The 18,732-nt window shown below is 60.0% G+C and carries 19 protein-coding genes and 2 pseudogenes; 9 read left to right on the top strand and 12 right to left on the bottom strand.

From position 1 onward, the window contains the following. The first annotated feature begins 53 nt into the window (after nucleotides 1–53). On the top strand, nucleotides 54–1,076 hold the full coding sequence (locus tag ACA054_RS06235; protein WP_497690253.1) for a transporter: 1,023 nt from the start codon (nucleotides 54–56) through the stop codon (nucleotides 1,074–1,076). A 123-nt stretch (nucleotides 1,077–1,199) separates the two neighbouring features. Then, nucleotides 1,200–2,813: an inorganic phosphate transporter gene (locus tag ACA054_RS06230; protein ID WP_497688624.1), complete on the top strand. Its 1,614-nt coding sequence runs from the start codon at nucleotides 1,200–1,202 to the stop codon at nucleotides 2,811–2,813. Between the two features lie 165 nt (nucleotides 2,814–2,978). Here the strand turns inward: ACA054_RS06230 and ACA054_RS06225 are convergent, their stop codons facing one another. After that, entirely contained in the window at nucleotides 2,979–3,416 is a 438-nt protein-coding gene (locus tag ACA054_RS06225) for a multidrug/biocide efflux PACE transporter (RefSeq protein ID WP_497688623.1), read from the bottom strand. Between the two features lie 89 nt (nucleotides 3,417–3,505). On the opposite strand from ACA054_RS06225, the gene ACA054_RS06220 reads away from it, so the two are divergent. Beyond that, nucleotides 3,506–4,360 carry a LysR family transcriptional regulator gene (locus tag ACA054_RS06220; RefSeq protein ID WP_497688622.1) on the top strand — a complete coding sequence of 285 codons (855 nt, stop codon included), beginning with the start codon at nucleotides 3,506–3,508 and terminating at the stop codon, nucleotides 4,358–4,360. 125 nt (nucleotides 4,361–4,485) lie between these two features. Here ACA054_RS06220 and ACA054_RS06215 read toward each other — a convergent pair whose 3' ends face one another. The 3 genes from ACA054_RS06215 to ACA054_RS06205 all read right to left on the bottom strand — a co-directional run bounded on the left by ACA054_RS06215 (nucleotide 4,486) and on the right by ACA054_RS06205 (nucleotide 6,560). Then, nucleotides 4,486–5,721, bottom strand: a complete 1,236-nt coding sequence (locus ACA054_RS06215) for an RNA polymerase sigma factor (RefSeq protein ID WP_497688621.1) — start codon at nucleotides 5,719–5,721, stop codon at nucleotides 4,486–4,488. Between the two features lies 1 nt (nucleotide 5,722). Beyond that, the gene (locus ACA054_RS06210; protein WP_008060756.1) at nucleotides 5,723–6,067 is read right to left on the bottom strand and encodes a YciI family protein; all 345 of its coding nucleotides are present in this window, start codon (nucleotides 6,065–6,067) and stop codon (nucleotides 5,723–5,725) included. A 67-nt stretch (nucleotides 6,068–6,134) separates the two neighbouring features. Then, nucleotides 6,135–6,560, bottom strand: a complete 426-nt coding sequence (locus ACA054_RS06205; RefSeq protein ID WP_497688620.1) for a YybH family protein — start codon at nucleotides 6,558–6,560, stop codon at nucleotides 6,135–6,137. A 141-nt stretch (nucleotides 6,561–6,701) separates the two neighbouring features. Between ACA054_RS06205 and ACA054_RS06200 the strand changes: the two genes are divergently transcribed. Continuing rightward, on the top strand, nucleotides 6,702–7,187 hold the full coding sequence (locus ACA054_RS06200) for a GNAT family N-acetyltransferase (RefSeq protein WP_497688619.1): 486 nt from the start codon (nucleotides 6,702–6,704) through the stop codon (nucleotides 7,185–7,187). A 201-nt stretch (nucleotides 7,188–7,388) separates the two neighbouring features. On the opposite strand, the gene ACA054_RS06195 is transcribed toward ACA054_RS06200, so the two are convergent. The 3 genes from ACA054_RS06195 to ACA054_RS06185 all read right to left on the bottom strand — a co-directional run bounded on the left by ACA054_RS06195 (nucleotide 7,389) and on the right by ACA054_RS06185 (nucleotide 9,191). After that, complete coding sequence (locus tag ACA054_RS06195; RefSeq protein ID WP_497688618.1) at nucleotides 7,389–7,877, bottom strand: GNAT family N-acetyltransferase; 489 nt, start codon at nucleotides 7,875–7,877, stop codon at nucleotides 7,389–7,391. Nucleotides 7,878–7,975: 98 nt separating this feature from the next. Beyond that, nucleotides 7,976–8,461 (bottom strand): GyrI-like domain-containing protein, encoded by a 486-nt coding sequence (locus ACA054_RS06190; protein WP_497688617.1) that lies wholly within the window; start codon nucleotides 8,459–8,461, stop codon nucleotides 7,976–7,978. A 67-nt stretch (nucleotides 8,462–8,528) separates the two neighbouring features. Continuing rightward, nucleotides 8,529–9,191 carry a LysE family translocator gene (locus ACA054_RS06185; protein ID WP_497688616.1) on the bottom strand — a complete coding sequence of 221 codons (663 nt, stop codon included), beginning with the start codon at nucleotides 9,189–9,191 and terminating at the stop codon, nucleotides 8,529–8,531. Between the two features lie 139 nt (nucleotides 9,192–9,330). Here ACA054_RS06185 and alaC point away from each other — a divergent pair, with 139 nt between their 5' ends. Continuing rightward, a complete protein-coding gene (gene alaC, locus ACA054_RS06180; RefSeq protein ID WP_497688615.1) occupies nucleotides 9,331–10,548 on the top strand; it encodes an alanine transaminase in 1,218 nt (405 codons plus the stop codon). 179 nt (nucleotides 10,549–10,727) lie between these two features. Here alaC and ACA054_RS06175 read toward each other — a convergent pair whose 3' ends face one another. After that, complete coding sequence (locus ACA054_RS06175) at nucleotides 10,728–12,080, bottom strand: GntP family permease (RefSeq protein ID WP_497688614.1); 1,353 nt, start codon at nucleotides 12,078–12,080, stop codon at nucleotides 10,728–10,730. A gap of 81 nt (nucleotides 12,081–12,161) precedes the next feature. After that, nucleotides 12,162–12,695: a gluconokinase gene (locus ACA054_RS06170; RefSeq protein ID WP_497688613.1), complete on the bottom strand. Its 534-nt coding sequence runs from the start codon at nucleotides 12,693–12,695 to the stop codon at nucleotides 12,162–12,164. A gap of 215 nt (nucleotides 12,696–12,910) precedes the next feature. Between ACA054_RS06170 and gntR the strand changes: the two genes are divergently transcribed. Beyond that, entirely contained in the window at nucleotides 12,911–13,942 is a 1,032-nt protein-coding gene (gntR, locus tag ACA054_RS06165) for an HTH-type transcriptional regulator GntR (protein ID WP_497688612.1), read from the top strand. Between the two features lie 190 nt (nucleotides 13,943–14,132). Continuing rightward, nucleotides 14,133–14,606 carry a hypothetical protein gene (locus ACA054_RS06160; RefSeq protein WP_497688611.1) on the top strand — a complete coding sequence of 158 codons (474 nt, stop codon included), beginning with the start codon at nucleotides 14,133–14,135 and terminating at the stop codon, nucleotides 14,604–14,606. 270 nt (nucleotides 14,607–14,876) lie between these two features. Here the strand turns inward: ACA054_RS06160 and ACA054_RS06155 are convergent, their stop codons facing one another. Then, complete coding sequence (locus tag ACA054_RS06155; RefSeq protein WP_497688610.1) at nucleotides 14,877–15,125, bottom strand: DUF6124 family protein; 249 nt, start codon at nucleotides 15,123–15,125, stop codon at nucleotides 14,877–14,879. Between the two features lie 466 nt (nucleotides 15,126–15,591). Between ACA054_RS06155 and ACA054_RS06150 the strand changes: the two genes are divergently transcribed. After that, on the top strand, nucleotides 15,592–16,230 hold the full coding sequence (locus tag ACA054_RS06150; RefSeq protein WP_497688609.1) for a glutathione S-transferase family protein: 639 nt from the start codon (nucleotides 15,592–15,594) through the stop codon (nucleotides 16,228–16,230). A 172-nt stretch (nucleotides 16,231–16,402) separates the two neighbouring features. Then, complete coding sequence (locus ACA054_RS06145; protein ID WP_497688608.1) at nucleotides 16,403–16,939, top strand: hypothetical protein; 537 nt, start codon at nucleotides 16,403–16,405, stop codon at nucleotides 16,937–16,939. Between the two features lie 113 nt (nucleotides 16,940–17,052). Here ACA054_RS06145 and ACA054_RS06140 read toward each other — a convergent pair. Together ACA054_RS06140 and ACA054_RS06135 are read right to left on the bottom strand one after the other, a co-directional pair. After that, nucleotides 17,053–17,469, bottom strand: a pseudogene (locus ACA054_RS06140) (methyl-accepting chemotaxis protein); the annotation flags it as partial. A gap of 129 nt (nucleotides 17,470–17,598) precedes the next feature. Further along, a pseudogene (locus ACA054_RS06135) lies at nucleotides 17,599–18,267 on the bottom strand (PAS domain-containing protein); the annotation flags it as partial. Nucleotides 18,268–18,732 lie beyond the last annotated feature (465 nt).

The raw sequence follows: 18,732 nt of genomic DNA, 5'->3' as shown, positions 1-18,732 counted from the left end.
CGGCTCACGTGAACCTGTAAAACACGCGACAGGCGCCCCCCATGCGAGCCCTCATGAACCACAGCATCGATCACAGCCATCGCGATCCGGATCTGTTCGGCCTGCTTTACGGTTTCAGCTTTCGCCCCGGTGAGCGCGGCCAGGAGATCGATTCGGCCAGGGCATTGCAGTACCTGCAACAACCGCAAGACGCCGAGCAATTTCTCTGGCTGCACCTGAACCTCGCCCATGCCGCGTGCGAGCGCTGGATGAAGAGCCATCTGGAACTGCCCGACGAGTTTTTTGAAGCCCTGCATGAAGGCTCTCGGTCGACGCGCATCGAACATGTCGATTCGGCGTTGCTGGCGGTGGTCAACGACGTGGTGTTCAACCTCAGCAGCATGACCTCCTCCGATGTCTCGACGCTGTGGGTCTGCGCCCGCAGTCGACTGATCATCAGCGCACGCCTGCAACCGCTGCATTCGGTGGACAAGTTGCGTTCGTCGGTAAAGGCCGGTGAATGCTTCCGCTCGCCGCTGGAGTTGCTCGTGCATCTGCTGCGCGACCAGGGCGAAGTACTGACCCAGATCGTGCGCAAGACCAGCCTGAGCGTGGATCAGATCGAAGATGAACTGCTGTCCTCGCGCCTGTCGACCAACCGCGCTGAACTGGGGGCCAATCGCCGGGTGCTGGTGCGGCTGCAACGCCTGCTGGCACTGGAGCCTGGGTCGTTGCTGCGCCTGCTCAATCGCCCGCCACCCTGGTTGCAGAAGGAAGACGTCAAGGAGCTGCGCAAGTCCACCGAGGAGTTTGCGTTGATCATCAACGACCTAACGGCACTGGGTGAACGGATCAAGCTGCTGCAGGAGGAAATCGCCGCCAACCTCAACGAACAGAGTAACCGAACCCTGTTCACCCTGACGGTGGTGACGGTGCTGGCCTTGCCAATCAACATCATTGCCGGGTTCTTCGGCATGAACGTCGGCGGGGTGCCGCTCTCACAGGACCCGGAAGGGTTCTGGATTCTGGTGGCGCTGGTCGCGACGTTTACCGTGATTGCAGGGCGCTGGGCGTTTCGCAAGCGCCAGGATTTGTAGGCGCCAGCGATCTTTCGATCGGTGTTAGCCGCGAAAAAACCAAACCCTGATCCAGGGCAGTCTCCCTGTAACATTTTGCAACGATCATGGGCGACACTCCTTCCCTCCTCAGGAATGTCCGGCATGGCTACCCCCTCCTTTACCGCCGCCCCGGCGCCCGCCAGTAGCGCCAAACCGCAATTCGATAAAAAACCCGGTGTGCTCACCCTGGTTATGTTTTTTGCAGTGCTGAGTATCGGGCTGCTGTTCACCGCCTACAGCCTGATGCACGACATGAACGAACTCGGCACGGTGGTGACCACCTGGACGCCATTCCTGCTGCTGGGCGTGGCCTTGCTGATTGCCTTGGGCTTCGAGTTCGTCAACGGTTTCCACGACACCGCCAACGCCGTCGCCACGGTGATCTATACGCACTCGCTGCCACCGAATTTCGCGGTGGTCTGGTCCGGGTTCTTCAACTTCCTCGGGGTACTGCTGTCCAGTGGCGCGGTGGCGTTCGGCATCATTGCCTTGTTGCCTGTAGAGCTGATTCTGCAAGTCGGCTCCTCCGCCGGATTCGCCATGATCTTCGCCCTGCTGATCGCCGCGATCCTGTGGAACCTTGGCACCTGGTGGCTGGGCTTGCCGGCATCGTCGTCGCACACCCTGATCGGCTCGATCATCGGTGTCGGCGTGGCCAATGCCCTGATGCATGGGCGTGACGGCACCAGCGGCGTGGACTGGGCGCAGGCGACCAAGGTCGGCTACGCCTTGCTGCTCTCACCACTGGTCGGTTTCGGCTGCGCTGCGCTGCTGCTGTTGGCCCTGCGTGCCTTCGTCAAGAATCGCGCGCTGTACAAGGAGCCCAAGGGCAACACCCCGCCGCCGTGGTGGATTCGCGGCATGTTGATCCTGACCTGCACCGGCGTGTCCTTCGCCCACGGCTCCAATGACGGCCAGAAAGGCATGGGGCTGATCATGCTGATTCTGGTCGGGACCTTGCCGATGGCCTATGCACTGAACCGCACCATGCCCGCGGATCAGGCGTTGCAGTTTGCCGCGGTGGCCGAAGTGACCCAACAAGCGCTGGTCAAGAGTGCGCCGTTGCCGGCACCGGCCGATCCGCGACCGATCCTGTCCGATTACGTACGCAGCAAGGAAGTCACGCCGCAACTGATTCCCGCCCTCGCGGCACTGGCCGGCAACATCGGCAACGAAGTGAAGGGTTATGGTTCGCTGTCCAAAGTCCCGGCCGAGGCCATGGGCAACGTGCGCAACGACATGTACCTGACCAGCGAAACCATTCGCCTGATGGACAAGAACAAGGTCGGTAACTTCGACGCCGACACCTCCAGCAAACTGCAGCTGTTCAAGCAACAGATCGACAACGCCACGCGCTTCATCCCGTTGTGGGTGAAGATCGCCGTAGCGATAGCGCTGGGCCTGGGCACCATGGTCGGCTGGAAGCGCATCGTGGTGACCGTGGGCGAGAAAATCGGCAAGACCCACCTGACTTACGCGCAAGGCGCCTCGGCGGAAACCGTGGCCATGCTGACCATCGGTGCCGCCGACATGTTTGGCTTGCCGGTCTCGACCACCCACGTGCTGTCTTCAGGGGTGGCCGGGACCATGGTTGCCAATGGTGGCGGCTTGCAGATGAAGACCATCCGCAACCTGCTGATGGCCTGGGTGCTGACCTTGCCGGCGGCGATTGTGTTGTCGGGCAGTTTGTACTGGCTGTTCACCCAACTGTTCTGAAACACCGCAAGGCTTGCCCGCGATGACGGACTGTCTGACACCGCAATGCTGGATGTGCCGCCGCCGTCGCTTTGTAGGAGCGAGGCTTGCCCGCGAAGAACGGTAATGCGGTGCGGCAGATACACCGCAGCGTCCGGTTCGCCGGCAAGCCTGGCTCCTACGGGGTTAAGCGTTGGACGTGGCGCGAATGACCAACCGCTCGCGCACCACGTCATACCCCCAGTGATAAACGTAGGTGTACGGCAGGAAAAACAGCAGCACGCCGATATCCAGCAGGAACGCTTGCCACAGACTGACATTCAGCCACCACGCAATCAAAGGTACGCCGAGGGCGACCAGTCCGCCTTCGAACAACAGCGCGTGCACCACGCGGACCCAGGCGTTGTGCGCAATGGCGAAACACTTGAGCACGCGGTCGAACAGGCCGTTGAAGACCACGTTCCAGGCCAGGGCCAATACGGCAATGACAACCGTGACAGCGCCCATTTCCAACATCGGTTTGTCCATGATCCAGGCCAGCAACGGCGTACAGATCAGGATGGCCAGCAGTTCGAAACCGATGGCCTGGAAAATACGTTCGGTAATGGATTTATTGGCGCTCATGGCCTGACTCCTTGAGTGACGATGATTGCCATGATCCAACTTCAGACCGATACTTCATAACCAATAACCATCGATCAAGGCGATAGTTCATGGCGTCCCAGGAAGTGTTGCAGGCGTTTGTCCAGGCAGCGACCCAAGGCTCGTTTTCCGCGGCGGCGCGCAAGCTGGGCCGCAGTCAGTCGACCATCAGTGCTGCCGTAGCGAGCCTGGAAATCGATCTGAACCTGACCCTGTTCGACCGCAGCAGCCGCAAGCCCAGCCTGACCCCCGCCGGGCACGTCATGCTGCAACGGGCCGAAGAGATCCTGGCCGCCACCAGCCGCCTGGAAATGACCGCCAGCCAACTGTCCCAAGGCGTCGAAGCGAAGCTGACCGTGGCGATTTCCGACACTTACCAGTCCGACCGCTTCGAAGCGGCGCTCAGTGCATTCGAGCCGCGTTATCCAGACCTGGAGCTCGAATGCCTGATTGCCGAATGCGCAGACCTGGTGGCACTGGTGCAAAGCGGCCGGGCCCACGTCGCCTTCGCCGAAATGCAGGACAGCTATCCACCGGACCTGGTCAGCTCGACCGTGGAGGAGCGCACGGAATTCGCCCTGTTTGTGTCCCGCGAGCATCCGCTGGCCAACCAGAAAAACATCGACCAGGACACGCTGCAACAGCATCGCGAACTGCGCCTGGCGACCATCGTCAATCCCTACGAAAGCCGCGCCAAGGGACGGGTCTGGTCGGCACCGAGCTACCTGATGCTGCTGGAAATGGCTCAGGGCGGATTCGGTTGGGCACCGCTGCCACGCTGGCTGGTAGGGCGTTTCGGCGCAGGGTCGTTGCAGGAACTGGAGGTGCGCGGCTGGCCGAAAACGGTGTCGGTGGATGCCTTGTGGTCACGCTTGCATCCGCCCGGGCCGGCGGGTAGCTGGTTGCTCGGCAAGATGCTGGAATAGGGGTGTCGCTACTGGCCTCTTCGCGAGCAGGCTCGCTCCCACAGAGAATGGCGTGCACCACAAACCACTGTGGGAGCGAGCTTGCTCCGGGCGGCGTTCCGACGATGAGGCCAGCGAAAATCACATCACTCCAACGACCGCAGTCGAGCTTCAATAAACCGCCGCTCCGGCTCTTGCTGCGTCAACTCCAGCGCCCGCTCATAGGCCGCCCGCGCCTGCTCCACCCTTCCCAACTGCCGACAGAACTCCCCCCGCGCCGAATGCGCCAGGTGGTAATCGAGCAGCTCACCACGCGCCAGAATCGCCTCGACCAGCGTCAGCCCTGCCAACGGGCCATCGCGCCTGGAGATCGCCGCCGCCCGGTTCAATTCGATCACCGGCGACGGCCACGCCCGCAGCAACACCTCATACAGCCCAACGATCTGCACCCAGTCAGTTTCCTCGATCGACGGCGCTTCAGCGTGCACCGCCGCAATCGCCGCTTGCAGGCAATACGGACCGAATCGTCGAGTACCCAATGCCCGCTCGACCAGCCCACAGCCTTCGGCGATCATCTGCGCGTCCCACAACGTGCGGTCCTGGTCGTCCAGCAAAATCAAGTCGCCGTCCGCGCAGGTCCTGGCCAGCCGTCGCGACTCGTGCAACAACATCAGTGCCAACAAGCCCATTACCTCCGGTTCCGGCAGCAACTCCAGCACCAAACGCCCCAGGCGAATCGCTTCACGGGTCAAGTCTTCGCGGGTCACTTGCGCGCCGACGGACGCCGAATAGCCTTCGTTGAACACCAGGTAAATCACCCGCAGCACGCTGTCGAGGCGCTCGGGCAGTTCCGCAAGGGACGGCACCTGATAAGGGATTTTCGCGTCACGGATTTTCGCCTTGGCGCGCACGATGCGCTGGGCGATGGTAGCCGGTGCCGAGAGAAAGGCCCGGGCGATTTCTTCCGTGGTCAGGTCGCAGACTTCGCGCAGCGTCAACGGCACCTGGGCGTCAGGCGCCAGTGCCGGGTGACAACAGGTGAAGATCAGGCGCAGGCGATCGTCTTCCACGTCTTCGTCACTCCAGTCGGCCTGTTCCAACGCCTCCAGCTGCGCGACCAACAGCGGTCGGGACGCAGCAAAACGTGCGCGTCGGCGCAGCACATCGATGGCCTTGAAACGCCCTGTGGAGACCAGCCAGGTGCGCGGATTGTCCGGTACGCCGTCCTGCTGCCAGCGTTCCACCGCCACGAAAAACGCTTCGTGCAACGCCTCTTCGGCCAGGTCGAAATCGCCGAGCAGGCGAATCAGGGTCGCCAGAATGCGTCGTGACTCCTGGCGATAAACCTGCTCGACCCTGGCCTGTACCGACAGTCCCGGCATCTTAAGGATTCAACTGCCGAACGGGGCGCACTTCGACACTGCCGACCCGCGCCGCCGGGATGTTCCCGGCGACCTGGAGGGCTTCGTTGAGGTCCTTGGCATCGATCAGGTAGAAGCCGGCCAACTGCTCCTTGGTTTCGGCGAACGGGCCGTCGGTGATCGACATCTTGCCGTTGCGCATGCGCACCGTGGTGGCGGTCTGTACCGACTCCAGCGCCTCGGCGGCGACCATCCGGCCGCTGCCCTGGATCGCCTCGGCATAAGCCATGCACTCCTCGTCCTTGGGGCTCTCCGGCAGCGAATGCAGCAAGTGCTCTTCGCTGTAGACCAGGCATAAATACTTCATCGCACTCTCCTGATTGAACGGATCAACTATGGCTGCAGATTGGCGGTTTTGCGCCGCGAACCGACGATCAGGGTTCCAGGTTGAACAAGGTCGTGCCGCTCATCATGTCGAACGGGGCCGACCAGTGTTCGTGGACAATGCGCCATTGCCCTGCCTCGCGCCGATAGCAAGCGGTCACGCGCATCCAGCAGGCCTGGGTTTCGCCCTTCTCGTTGGTGCCGCCGCAATGGGCCAGCCAGTGGGCGAAGGCGATGTGCTCATCGGCCACGATGTTCATGTGGTCGAAGTCGAACGTGTGCTGGCCCTGGCACATTTCCATGCATTCCAGCCAATGCGCGCGGTAGGCGGCCTTGCCGCGAAACTGCAGGGCCTTGACGGCATCGTAGGAGACGATGTCGTCGGCATACAGGGCCATGATTTTCTCGACGTCCTTCGAGATGACCGCCTCACGATAGGTGGCGATCAGGGTCTGGATTTCGTTGGTATCGCTCATGGTGGTTCTCCGTGATTGTTGTTGTGAAGACACCCTTAGTCGACTGGCGATCCACCAGATCGACAGCCGAAATAAAAATAATCCATGCACGCAAACTCGCTAGAATCCGAGGCTCATTTCTGTTGGAAAAAGGACACTCCAGTGACAGCCCTACTCGTGCCTTACGAAAACCTGAACGCGCTGCAGCGCCAGCAGGTCGAGGCCATCGAAGTGCATCCGGAACAAATCAGGTTTTCCGGCGACATTCACGGTGCGTTGCACACCCTGCTATCCAGGCCAGGCCCCGGCGTCAAGGGATTTGCCCTGCTGGTCGAAGCGGTGCCCGTGGCCTTTCTGCTGCTGAAACGCCCCCCGGTATTGCCCGCCTGGGCCGACGAACACAGCGCCACGCTGCATGCGTTGCAAGTCGATCAGCGCGCTCAGGGCAAAGGTTATGGCAAGGCTTGCCTGCAAGCGCTGCCCGAGGCCGCGCGTTTAGCCTGGCCGGAGATCAGGGGGCTGGAATTGTCGGTGGATGCCGACAACGACGCCGCCATTGCGTTGTATGCCAAGTATGGTTTCGTCGACAGCGGCGAGGCGTACAAGGGGCGGATCGGCTATGAGCGGCGGATGGGCCTGATGTTCTAAGGTAGCCCGAAGCCGCTGTGGAAGCGAGCTTTTGTGGTGAGGGGATTTATCCCCGTTGGGTTGCGAAGCGGCCCCAAACTTTTTTATCGCGGTGCGTCAGACAGAACGCATCCACGGGATTTACGACTGCTTCGCAGCCGAACGGGGATAAATCCCCTCACCACAAAGGCTCGCTCCCACCGGGGGGGATCTGCGTCGGGATCAGAGATTGAGCACCATCTCATGCCACGCCATCCCGCCATGGTCGGACGCCGATGGCTTGATGTAGGCAAAGCCAAAGCCTGCGTACAACGGAATATGCCGTTCCTTGCACATCAGGTTGATGCTGACCTTGCCCATCGCGCGCATGCGCTCGATGAACTCGCCCATCAAGCGCTTCGCCAGGCCATGCCCCTGATAATCCGGGTGCACGACCACCGACATGATCACCACGTGCGGGCCAGCCGGGTCGTGGCCGATCAGTTCCTTGAACGCCTCGTCGGACATTTCCACCTGGAACGCCGCGCCGGAATTGATGAACCCGGCGACCACGCCATCCACTTCAGCGACGATGAAACCCTCGGGCCAGGTGGCGATGCGGGTAGCGATTTTCTCGCGGGTCGCGGCTTCGTCGCCTTCATAGGCAACCGTTTCGATGGCGTAGCAGCGGTCCAGATCAGCAGGCGTGACGTGGCGGATGACGGTGTTCATGGCAGCTCGGAATCGACGAAGGAAAGGCTGGGAATGATAAATCAGCCTCGGCGCGACATCGAGAGACGAATCGGCTGATCCGCCTCCCGAGGCACTTGTCAGCCCTTGAGCGGCAGCCAGAGTTCCAGCTTGCCGGTATTGAGCCTGGGGTTGAAGTCTTCGCTGTAGCGTTCGAATTCCGGGGCGTTCAATAGCTCGCGCCCGGACTGCGGCAGCCACGTGCCATGGATGTACTGGAAGGTCTGCGGCAAGGACTCCAGGGGGCCTTTGTGTTCGAACACCACATACTGCTGAGGCTGGACCTCGACCCAGCGGTAAGTTTCCGGCAAATCATCGAGCTTGCTGATCTCGACGCCGGCGATGTAATCGAAGCCGCCCTTGCCGTCGAAATTGCAGCAGACGCCGTAGGTCACTTCGCCTTTTTGCCCCGGAATCTTGCCGATGTGGGGACTGAATTTTTCCCAGAGATCGGGAATGCCTTTTACCGTTTGCTGGGTAAATTGTCCGCCAAGCCCTGCAATCAGCAGGAAGTGTCCATGTTCGAAGCGGGGTTCCGTCACTTCGACGCGTGTTTGTTCATCCATGGCTCGACTCCTGGAGCTTAAAAGTGGGTTCGGCTGGGAGTATAGAAGCCAAACCCGATTCGCCAAATTACAGCGCGTGCAACTGCTCTGCAGCGCCTGCGCCGACAAACTCGTTGTACCCAGAAAGGATCACGTACACCGCGAAATAGCAGAAGATCGCCGCCGATGCCAGGTAGGAATAGCGCAGCAGTTTGTCGCCGAGCAACTTGCCACCGTGGCTTGCCGCGAAGCACAGGCCTGCGGACCACAGCAACCCGGCGCAGAGAAATCCACCCAGGAACAATGCCGAGCTCAGCGCACCGCCGCCACCGGAACGGGCGATCAGCGTGCCGCCTACTGCGGCGAACCAGAGAATCGCGCTGGGCGACGACATGGCGAGAAAAATCCCACGGAAAAATTCCTTGCGATGGGAGTTGTGGCCGACCTCGGCGGTCTCGGCCAACAGCGCCTCATGGTGGATCGCCGAATAAATCATCTTCGCCGCGAAGTACACCAGCAGTGCCGAACCGCCAATCCAGAGCACCCAGCGCACGGTTTCGTACTGCAGCAACACGGTCATCCCGGCCAGCGCCAGCACGGCGTAGATCAGGTCGCCGACGCAGGTACCCAGGCCCAGCGCGAAGCCTTGAAAATAGCCGCGCTGCATCGCCAGGGTGATCATCGCGATATTGGCCACGCCGATGTCGAGGCAAAGCGAAAGGCTCAACAAAAAGCCACTGGTAAATTCCATCTAACCCTTTCCTTCGGAAAAATTTGTTTACGTTGAGGCTGGACAGTCTGCCATAGCTGATCGTACATTCCGCCACAGGTCACCGCAGTGACCAGCGTCGCTCGGACGGTTCCGGGCGCTTACGTTATCCGAGGCAACAATGGCCGAACAAGGTTCGCCGCGCCGCTTTGCGCGCATCGATCGACTCCCCCCTTACGTTTTCAACATCACTGCCGAGCTGAAGATGGCCGCCCGTCGTCGTGGCGAAGACATCATCGACTTGAGCATGGGCAACCCCGACGGCGCCACGCCGCCTCACATTGTCGAAAAACTGGTCACCGTCGCCCAGCGCGAAGACACCCACGGCTACTCGACGTCCAAGGGCATTCCGCGCCTGCGCCGGGCGATTTCCAACTGGTACAAGGAACGCTACGAGGTCGACATCGACCCGGAAAGCGAAGCCATTGTCACCATCGGTTCCAAGGAAGGCCTGGCGCACTTGATGCTGGCCACACTCGACCAGGGCGACACCGTGCTGGTGCCCAACCCGAGCTACCCGATCCACATCTACGGTGCCGTGATTGCCGGCGCCCAGGTGCGTTCGGTGCCGCTGGTGCCGGGCGTGGATTTCTTCGCTGAACTGGAACGGGCCATTCGCGGTTCGATCCCGAAACCGAAGATGATGATCCTCGGCTTCCCGTCCAACCCCACCGCCCAGTGCGTGGAACTGGACTTCTTCGAACGAGTGATCGCCCTCGCCAAGCAGTACGATGTGCTGGTGGTGCATGACCTGGCCTACGCCGACATCGTCTACGACGGCTGGAAAGCCCCGTCGATCATGCAGGTGCCGGGCGCCAAGGACATCGCCGTCGAATTCTTCACCCTGTCCAAGAGCTACAACATGGCGGGCTGGCGCATCGGTTTCATGGTCGGTAACCCGGAACTGGTCAACGCCCTGGCGCGGATCAAGAGCTACCACGACTACGGCACCTTCACCCCGCTGCAAGTGGCGGCCATTGCGGCGCTCGAAGGCGATCAGCAATGCGTGAAAGACATCGCCGAACAGTATCGGCAGCGCCGTAACGTGCTGGTCAAAGGCTTGCATGAACTGGGCTGGATGGTGGAAAACCCGAAGGCGTCGATGTACGTCTGGGCCAAGATTCCCGACGCCTACGCGCATCTGGGCTCGCTGGAGTTCGCCAAGAAACTGCTGGCCGAGGCCAAGGTCTGCGTCTCGCCGGGTGTCGGGTTTGGTGAGTATGGGGATGATCACGTGCGCTTCGCGCTGATCGAAAACCAGGACCGGATTCGTCAGGCCGTACGCGGGATTCGCGGGATGTTCCGGGCGGATGGGCTAGCCCCGAAAACCAACGCCTGACATAAAAACCTGTGGGAGCGAGCTTGCTCGCGATGGCGGTATTTCAGTCGCCATTAACGTTGACTGATGCGACGCTATCGCGAGCAAGCTCGCTCCCACATTGTTTTATGTTCACCTGTGAAATCGACCACCCACAAAAAAACCGCATCGCTGCGGTTTTTTTGTGTCTGGCGAAACGCTTAAACGAACATCGACAACAACAGAATAAAGCCCAACCCCACCACCGACAGAATGGTCTCCATCGCGGTCCAGGTCTTGAACGTCTCCGCCACGGTCATGTTGAAGTACTGCTTGACCAGCCAGAAACCGGCGTCATTCACGTGGGACAGGATCAGCGAACCGGCACCGGTCGCCAGCACCAGCAGTTCACGGTTCACACCTGGAATCATCCCCACCACCGGCACCACGATGCCCGCGCCAGTAATGGTTGCCACGGTTGCCGAACCGGTCGCGATGCGGATCACCGCCGCCACCAGCCAGGCCAGCAGGATCGGCGAGATTTGTGCATTGACCGCCATGTGGCCGATCACGTCACCCACACCGCTGGTCACCAGCATCTGCTTGAAGCCACCACCGGCACCGATGATCAGGATGATCGCGGCGGTCGGTGCGAGGCTCGCATCCAGCCATTTCATCATCTGGCTGGAACCGATGCCCTGCTTGTAGCCGAAGGTATACAGCGACAGTAGCAATGCCAGCAGCAACGCCGAAATCGGGTGACCGATCAGGTCCATGAAGGAGCGGAAGATGTTGCCATCCGGCAGCACGACGTCGGCAAAAGTCTTGAGCAGCATCAGGAACACCGGCAGCAGCACGGTAACCAGAGTGATGCCGAAGCTCGGCAGTTCGGCCGTATCCGATTCGCGCGCCAGTTGATCCACCAGTTCCTGGTTCGGATGACCGGGAATGTACTTGGCAATGAAGGTACCGTAGATCGGGCCGGCAATGATCGCCGTCGGCAGCGCAACAATCAGGCCGTACAGAATGGTTTTACCAATGTCGGCACCGAACACGCCGATGGCCAGCAACGGCCCCGGGTGCGGCGGCACCAGGCCGTGTACCGCGGAGAGGCCGGCCAGCAGCGGGATACCGATCTTGATGATCGACACGCCGGTGCGGCGGGCGACGATGAACACCAGCGGAATCAGCAGCACGAAGCCGATTTCGAAGAACAGCGGGATGCCGACCAGGAACGCGGCGAACATCATCGCCCACTGCACCTTGTCTTTACCGAACGCACGAATCAGCGTTTGGGCAATTTGATCCGCCCCACCCGACTCGGCCATCATTTTGCCGAGCATGGTCCCCAGCGCCAGGATGATGCCGACGAAACCGAGCACGCCACCGAAGCCGTCCTGGAACGCCTTGATGATGGTGCCGATCGGCATGCCGGAGGTCAGCCCGAGGAAGGCGGCGGCAATGATCAGGGCAAGGAAGGGGTGGAGCTTGAACTTGGTGATCAGGACGATAAGCCCGATCACCGTGACCACTGCGTCGAGCAGCAGGAACGTCTCGTGGGACATGCCAAACATTAGGGGTGTCTCCTGGTTGTTGTTGTTATTAAAGCGGGTTAATCAGAAGCCGTAAGGACAGCGCTGTCTTTGCAAACACAGTCATACCGCCTGCTTCAGGCCGTTCGCCTGCCACCAGGCATGAGCCTGCGCCGCCAGTTGCTCGACACTATGGGTCGAAGCATCCAGCGCCAGGGTCAACGGCTCGCCCACAGGGGATTCGAGGGTGGCGAACTGGCTGTCGATCAGGGTCGACGGCATGAAGTGGCCTGGCCGATGGGAGACACGGTCGGCGGCGACTTCCGGGGTCAGTTCCAGGAACACAAAGCCCAGGCCCGGCAAGGCACTGCGCAGACGTTCGCGGTATATGAGCTTGAGGGCCGAACAGGTCAGCACCGGGCGCTGGCCCTGGGCATCGATACGGCGCAGTTCATCGCACAGGCTGTCGAGCCAGCCGGCACGGTCTTCATCGTTCAGGGGGATCCCCGCGCTCATCTTTTCGATATTGGCGGCAGGGTGGAAAGAGTCGCCTTCAATGGCAGTGGCGCCGCTCAGTTGGCACAGGGCTTCGCTGACGCACGTCTTGCCGCAACCGGCAACGCCCATGATGACCAGGGCGGTGATGGGATGATTCATGTAACACCTCAGCGCGCAGACAGCGCTACCTTTGCAAGCTATGACACTCGATCAAAAGCAGAAGTTGCCGACGCCTTTCTTGTCATTTTGTGGGTTGCAGCATGTGTGTTCCCGACGCCAAAAAGCGAGGATCAGGCGAACCCCCGCTCACGCATTTGCAGCTGCATCGAGACAGCGCTACCTTAGTGCCTTGAATTTTGTTTGGCAAGCCGTCGATGACTCCAACTAAAAACGATAAAAATACGCGCACCACTGGCCGCCCCACCCTGAACGAAGTGGCACGCCTGGCCGGTGTCAGTCCGATCACCGCCTCCCGCGCCCTGCGCGGGGTCAGCACGGTGGCCACCGAACTGGTGGAAAAAGTCCAGAAAGCCGCGCTGGATCTCAACTACGTGGTCAACCCCGCCGCCCGTGCCCTGGCCTCGGCGCAGAGCCATTCGGTGGTGGTGTTGGTGCCGTCTTTATCCAACCTGCTGTTCATCGACACTCTGGAAGCCATTCACCAAGTGTTGCGCCCCAAGGGCTTCGAAGTGCTGATCGGCAACTTCCATTACTCGCGCGACGAAGAAGAAAATCTGCTGCGCAACTACATGGCCTATCAGCCCCGGGGCTTGCTGCTCACGGGTTTCGACCGCACCGAAAGTTCGCGGCGAATGATCGAAGCCAGCAACATCCCGTGCGTGTACATGATGGAACTGGACAGTGCTGCCGGGCTCAATTGCGTCGGTTTCTCGCAACTGGCGGCCGGTGAAACGGCGGCCGAGCATTTGCTGTCTCGCGGGCGTAAACGCCTGGCCTACATCGGCGCGCAGCTGGATCAACGCACCTTGCTGCGCGGTGAAGGTTTCCGCGAAGCTCTGAAAAAGGCCGGACTGTATGACCCGGACCTGGAAGTGCTGACCCCGCGCTCCTCGTCCGTCGGCCTGGGCGGCGAACTGTTTCTGCAACTGCTGGCCAGTCACCCGGATGTCGATGCGATCTTTTTCGGCAACGACGACCTGGCCCAGGGCGCCTTGCTCGAAGCCATGCGTTGCGCGATCAAGATCCCCGAGCAGGTGGCGATTCTGGGTTTCAACGATTTGCCGATGTCGGAACACATGGTCCCGCGCCTCAGCAGCATCAACACCCCACGCGAAGCCATCGGCCGTCGCGCGGCGGAGCAGATGCTGACGCTGATGGCCGGTAATACCGTGGCCAAACCGGTGCAGGACATGGGGTTTGAGTTGATGGTGCGCGAGAGTACTTGAGACCGGCACCTCACCGCCTGCGAAAGGATAACGCCGAGAAACCGGATGCCTCCTGAGGACCGTTCCTGCGAGGCACTCCGGCCCCTTATCTGTATTTCGAAACATCTTTTATCCTGCGCTTCACGAATGGAGGATGCAGAATCCGCAAACTCTATTCCCAGCTGACATTCCTATGCGCAAGACGATCTTCATGACCACCCTGCTGACGCTCTCGCTCGGACAGGCAACTCAGGCGCAAGCGTCGGAGCCCAATGACTGGACTCACTTTCTGACCGATCCACGCTTCATGCCGGCGATAAAAAACTGTCTGGCCGCTCACCCGAAAAGCCAGGGCCCCGCCGTCGTGATGGATGTTTGGCATTCAAGTCTTGAAGAAGTAGGCGTCTTGACCACTGACCTCACCGGACGCAGAAATCAATGTTACGCCAGAAAGGACACAGGCCTGGGAAGCCGGTCCCAGACCTTGTTCGATCTGCCTGGTCCGCTGTTTGTTTCGGTGGATCAAGTCAAGGTTGTGCCCCAAGGCGAGTGCATCGAACCCACCCCGATATTCATCGACCAACAGCTTCAGGGCTGGATCCTCCGGCAACCCATGCTCAACCTGGAGATTCCCAGCGCCTGCTCTACTCCAATCTGGACCGATCTGTCATCGTACGGCGAATGACGCGAAAAATTCCCAGGTCTTGCACTCCGTACCCTCAAGCGGTGCAACGCCCATGCCTTGGGATTTCAACTAGTCTTGATTGTGTTTCTTAACCCGCTGAGCGCTTGCTGTGGCCGACACACTGTTAGATTTCCTGAAGCGCAAATTCGCTAACGGAGCTGCTGCCCAGCGAAGCGGCGTCGAAGACCTGATTAGTTCGACGAGAATCGAATCTCCGTAGTTCATTGTCCATAGTGGTGAAGGAGCATCCTCCCTCACCACAGCTGCGTACTATTGCTGCGGGTCGAGGTTGTCCAGCACCCGATTCACCGAAAGTTCGGCCAGCATGATGATCTGGGCAATCGCCAGTGCCGTGTTGCGCTGGCTACCTTCCAGAAAAGCCGCAAAGTCATTGGTCATGACACTCGCCGAGGCCAGTGATTCGCAGGCGTGGGCCAGCAGGGTTTCGTTGTTGATGTCTGCAGAGACGGAGAACATCGGGCTGGGTTTGCGTGGGGGGTTGGGCGTGGGTTTGAACATGGCAATGCTCCTAGAGTGATGGAGCTGCCACGATTCGCTGCTAGACGAAAATAAGGTGGCAGCTGTATGCGGGCTAGCAGACCAGGACTCTAGAACCCGGTAGACCCGAAGGCCTTCCCACACACAGCCGCCATAACATGAACTGGCAGGCATAAAAAACACCTGTTCATGAGTGGTGGACGCTATGCGTCTAAAGTATCCAGGCTGCTAGACCCGATCGCTGAATTGGCAGCGACACGCAACGATAGGGTCCGGACTCCAGGCGCACAAGCCGGCGGATTCTGGCGTAGTTGTAGGCAATGGCGCAAGAAACCGTAGGCTGCAGAAACCTCGTGATACCTGTTTCCTGTAGGAGCTGCCGCAGGCTGCGATCTTTTGATCTTCGTCGTTAAAATCAAGATCAAAAGATCGCAGCCTGCGGCAGCTCCTACACTTGCCTATACGCCACTCTCGTTGGAGTCGTTCCATGGAACACACACTGAAGATTCTGGGAAAAGCCTCGTCGATCAACGTCAGAAAGGTCCTGTGGACCTGCGAGGAGCTGGGTCTTTCCTACGAACGCGAGGATTGGGGCAGCGGATTTGCCTCGACCCACAGCCCTGAGTTTCTCCGGTACAACCCCAACGCACAGGTACCGGTGATCATCGATGAGGCCGGTGCGCTGTGGGAATCCAACACCATCTGCCGCTACCTGAGCGCCAAGCACCAGCATCACCACACGGAGCTGCTGCCCAGCGAACCGGCTGCGCGCGCCCGGGTGGAACAGTGGATGGATTGGCAAGCCACCGATCTCAATTCGTCCTGGAGTTATGCGTTCATGGCGCTGGTGCGCAAGGATCCGGAATTCCAGGATGCACATCGCATCGACGTCGGCGTGCGCGGCTGGAACCAGAAAATGGCCATCCTCGAACATCAGCTCGCGGCCACCAAGGCGTATGTCGCCGGGGCAAAATTCACCGTGGCCGACATTGTCATCGGCCTCTCGGTCAACCGCTGGCTGATGACGCCCATGGAGCGCCCCGATTATTCGGCCGTCGACGAGTATTTCAAACGCCTGGCGCAACACCCGGGCTTTCTCAAACACTGCTGTAACGGCCTGCCTTGAGCGACTTCCGATAGCGGTCGAGCACTGCCGCCCGGCGGCAAGGCCTGACCGCAACCCCACCCTGCCTGCTCGGTTAAAATAATCTAACCAATTGATTTAGTTGGCATTTAACCTATAGGCATACTATTTGCTGAATGCACTGCACCGCCAATACCTACAAGGTCTGCCTATCATGTTGGTCAGTGCAAAATTAAACCTGGCAACACCGCTTCCCAAACGCCCCGGTGAAGATCCGACCGCCGAAGCCGCCGCCGGCCTGCAAAGCGTCATGACGCAGGCCCTGCAAAACAACGTGCAGGCGCAAACTGCGCAAACCAGCACGCAGGTCGAGGAATCCGCCACGCAACTGGCCACGCAACAGGTGAGCGAAGCCACCCGGATCAGCGACAACGTCGATGAAGCATTCGCCAAGACCCGCGTAGGCCTGCAAGCGACCTCCGCGCCACTGCCTGACGAGGTCAACGACAGGATCGGCGATGGCTCGGCGACGGCCGAATTCAAGGACTACATGAGCAAGACCCCGGAACAGCGCATGCGCGATGCGATCCTGCAGGAGATGGGGTTGACCCAGGAGGAGATCGATCAAATGCCGCCGGAGAAACAACAGGTCATCGGCGAAGAGATAGCCCAGCGCCTGCTGGACAAGGCGCAGATGGCTGCTGCCGAGAAAGACCAACGCAATGGTGAAAACACTAACCCACTATTGTAGGAGCCAGGCTTGCCGGCGAAGGCGTCCGAAAGACTAACGCAATGTTCAATGACGCCTTCGCCGGCAAGCCTGGCTCCTACAAGGGATACGTACATCCGAAATCAGGTGGGTAATCAGTTCAACTGCAAGGTCGAGTTGAACTGGCTGATCGCGTCCACCACATGTCGCGATCCCTGCTGGATCTCCAGGATCACCTCCCCCGCCTCGTTCGCCAGTTCCACGCCCAGCCCGGTTCGACTGAGGCTCGACTGCATGCTCGACACCGCACTCAGTGACAGGTCGTGGTTCTTGCGCACCACATCGACAATCTCCAGGGTCGCCTGGCTGGTGCGTGCGGCAAGGCTGCGCACCTCATCGGCCACCACGGCAAACCCTCGCCCATGCTCGCCGGCGCGGGCCGCTTCGATGGCGGCGTTGAGCGCCAGCAAGTTGGTCTGATCGGCAATCCCGCGAATGGTCTGGACGATAGTGCCGATGATGTCGGACTGTTTGCTCACCGCATCAATGCTCAGCGCCGCCTGGTTCAAGTCCCTGGAGATGTCCTGGATGATCTGCACCGTCTGCTGCACCACCTCGGAGCCCTTGCGCGCGCAGGCGTCGTTTTGCACCGAGGTGCTGTGGGCCGAATCCGCAGCGGTTTGCAGGGTGGTCATCTGTTGGGTGATGTCGCTGGCAAACTTGACCACCTTGTACAGGCGGCCCTTGGCGTCGAACAACGGGTTGTAGGAGGCTTCCAGGAATATCGTCTGACCCTGTTTGTTCCTGCGCTCGAAACGATGGGAGTGATATTCGCCGCGATTCAGCGAGGCCCAGAAATTCCTGTAGCCTTGGGATTCCGCTTCGGCGCGATGACAGAACAGGCTGTGATGCTGACCGACGATTTCATTGAGCGAGTACTGCGTGGTTTTCAGGAAGTTTTCGTTTGCCGTGATCACTCGGCCTTCGGGGGTGAACTCGATCACGGCCATGGAGCGGCCAAGGGCGGCGAGCCTGCTTTCGTTTTCGTGTTCCTGGTGAACCCGGGCGGAAATGTCGGTGGCCACCTTGATCACGCTGCGCACCTGCCGGTCCGGACCAAGCACCGGCATGTAGCTGGCTTCGAGCCAGATCTCCTTGCCGCTCTTGTTCAAGCGCAGAAAAGTTCCGCTGATCGGTTCGCCGCGGGCCAGATCACGCCACAATTTGGCGTACTCCTCACTGCGGTAAAACGCCTCTTCGCAGAATATCCGATGATGTTTGCCGCGCACTTCGTCGGCGCTGTAACCCATGGCGTTGCAAAAATTCTCATTGGCCTCGAGGACGATGCCATCGGGGGTGAATTCAATCATCGCCATTGACCGACTGACAGCGGCCAGCTTGGCGTTGGCCTCGGTCAGCGCGCAGCTGAAACGTTCGATTTCCAGCAGGTCAGCCTTGTGATGCAGGTTAAACATGGTCGTATCACCTATGCGCGTTTATGAAAGTTGCTGATCTTTCAAAATCCACCACTACGTTCAACAGAACAGGCACACGCGTTCCTCCAAAAAGAAGGAACCAATCAGGTGATAAATGATGTTCGATCGGAGGGGTCCTTATCGCGCCACTCTCATCAAGACATCCTTCTCTTGATAGCCCGGGATTGGGCCAGCCCTAACGTGCTCATAAGCGAACTCCATTTCCAGCGACTTCCTGCAAGTGTGTTGGTGCCTTGGGATGCGCACTCTGGCAGCCTGGTTCGATTTTCCCCGCCCTGCGCCTCAGGATAGACATGGGCCTGCGGCTTGCAAGGCCACTAGTCGGCCAGTATTGAGGAC

The organism is Pseudomonas sp. LBUM1653 (assembly GCF_059716115.1).
This window is presented reverse-complemented; position numbering and strand designations above follow the sequence as displayed.

What these genes read in the sequence shown, in the direction of transcription:
- ACA054_RS06235 (WP_497690253.1), top strand. Translation starts at nt 54, where the DNA reads ATGAACCACAGCATCGATCACAGCCATCGCGATCCGGATCTGTTCGGC.
- ACA054_RS06230 (WP_497688624.1), top strand. Translation starts at nt 1,200, where the DNA reads ATGGCTACCCCCTCCTTTACCGCCGCCCCGGCGCCCGCCAGTAGCGCC.
- ACA054_RS06225 (WP_497688623.1), bottom strand. Translation starts at nt 3,416, where the DNA reads ATGAGCGCCAATAAATCCATTACCGAACGTATTTTCCAGGCCATCGGT.
- ACA054_RS06220 (WP_497688622.1), top strand. Translation starts at nt 3,506, where the DNA reads ATGGCGTCCCAGGAAGTGTTGCAGGCGTTTGTCCAGGCAGCGACCCAA.
- ACA054_RS06215 (WP_497688621.1), bottom strand. Translation starts at nt 5,721, where the DNA reads ATGCCGGGACTGTCGGTACAGGCCAGGGTCGAGCAGGTTTATCGCCAG.
- ACA054_RS06210 (WP_008060756.1), bottom strand. Translation starts at nt 6,067, where the DNA reads ATGAAGTATTTATGCCTGGTCTACAGCGAAGAGCACTTGCTGCATTCG.
- ACA054_RS06205 (WP_497688620.1), bottom strand. Translation starts at nt 6,560, where the DNA reads ATGAGCGATACCAACGAAATCCAGACCCTGATCGCCACCTATCGTGAG.
- ACA054_RS06195 (WP_497688618.1), bottom strand. Translation starts at nt 7,877, where the DNA reads ATGAACACCGTCATCCGCCACGTCACGCCTGCTGATCTGGACCGCTGC.
- ACA054_RS06190 (WP_497688617.1), bottom strand. Translation starts at nt 8,461, where the DNA reads ATGGATGAACAAACACGCGTCGAAGTGACGGAACCCCGCTTCGAACAT.
- ACA054_RS06185 (WP_497688616.1), bottom strand. Translation starts at nt 9,191, where the DNA reads ATGGAATTTACCAGTGGCTTTTTGTTGAGCCTTTCGCTTTGCCTCGAC.
- alaC (WP_497688615.1), top strand. Translation starts at nt 9,331, where the DNA reads ATGGCCGAACAAGGTTCGCCGCGCCGCTTTGCGCGCATCGATCGACTC.
- ACA054_RS06175 (WP_497688614.1), bottom strand. Translation starts at nt 12,080, where the DNA reads ATGTTTGGCATGTCCCACGAGACGTTCCTGCTGCTCGACGCAGTGGTC.
- ACA054_RS06170 (WP_497688613.1), bottom strand. Translation starts at nt 12,695, where the DNA reads ATGAATCATCCCATCACCGCCCTGGTCATCATGGGCGTTGCCGGTTGC.
- gntR (WP_497688612.1), top strand. Translation starts at nt 12,911, where the DNA reads ATGACTCCAACTAAAAACGATAAAAATACGCGCACCACTGGCCGCCCC.
- ACA054_RS06160 (WP_497688611.1), top strand. Translation starts at nt 14,133, where the DNA reads ATGACCACCCTGCTGACGCTCTCGCTCGGACAGGCAACTCAGGCGCAA.
- ACA054_RS06155 (WP_497688610.1), bottom strand. Translation starts at nt 15,125, where the DNA reads ATGTTCAAACCCACGCCCAACCCCCCACGCAAACCCAGCCCGATGTTC.
- ACA054_RS06150 (WP_497688609.1), top strand. Translation starts at nt 15,592, where the DNA reads ATGGAACACACACTGAAGATTCTGGGAAAAGCCTCGTCGATCAACGTC.
- ACA054_RS06145 (WP_497688608.1), top strand. Translation starts at nt 16,403, where the DNA reads ATGTTGGTCAGTGCAAAATTAAACCTGGCAACACCGCTTCCCAAACGC.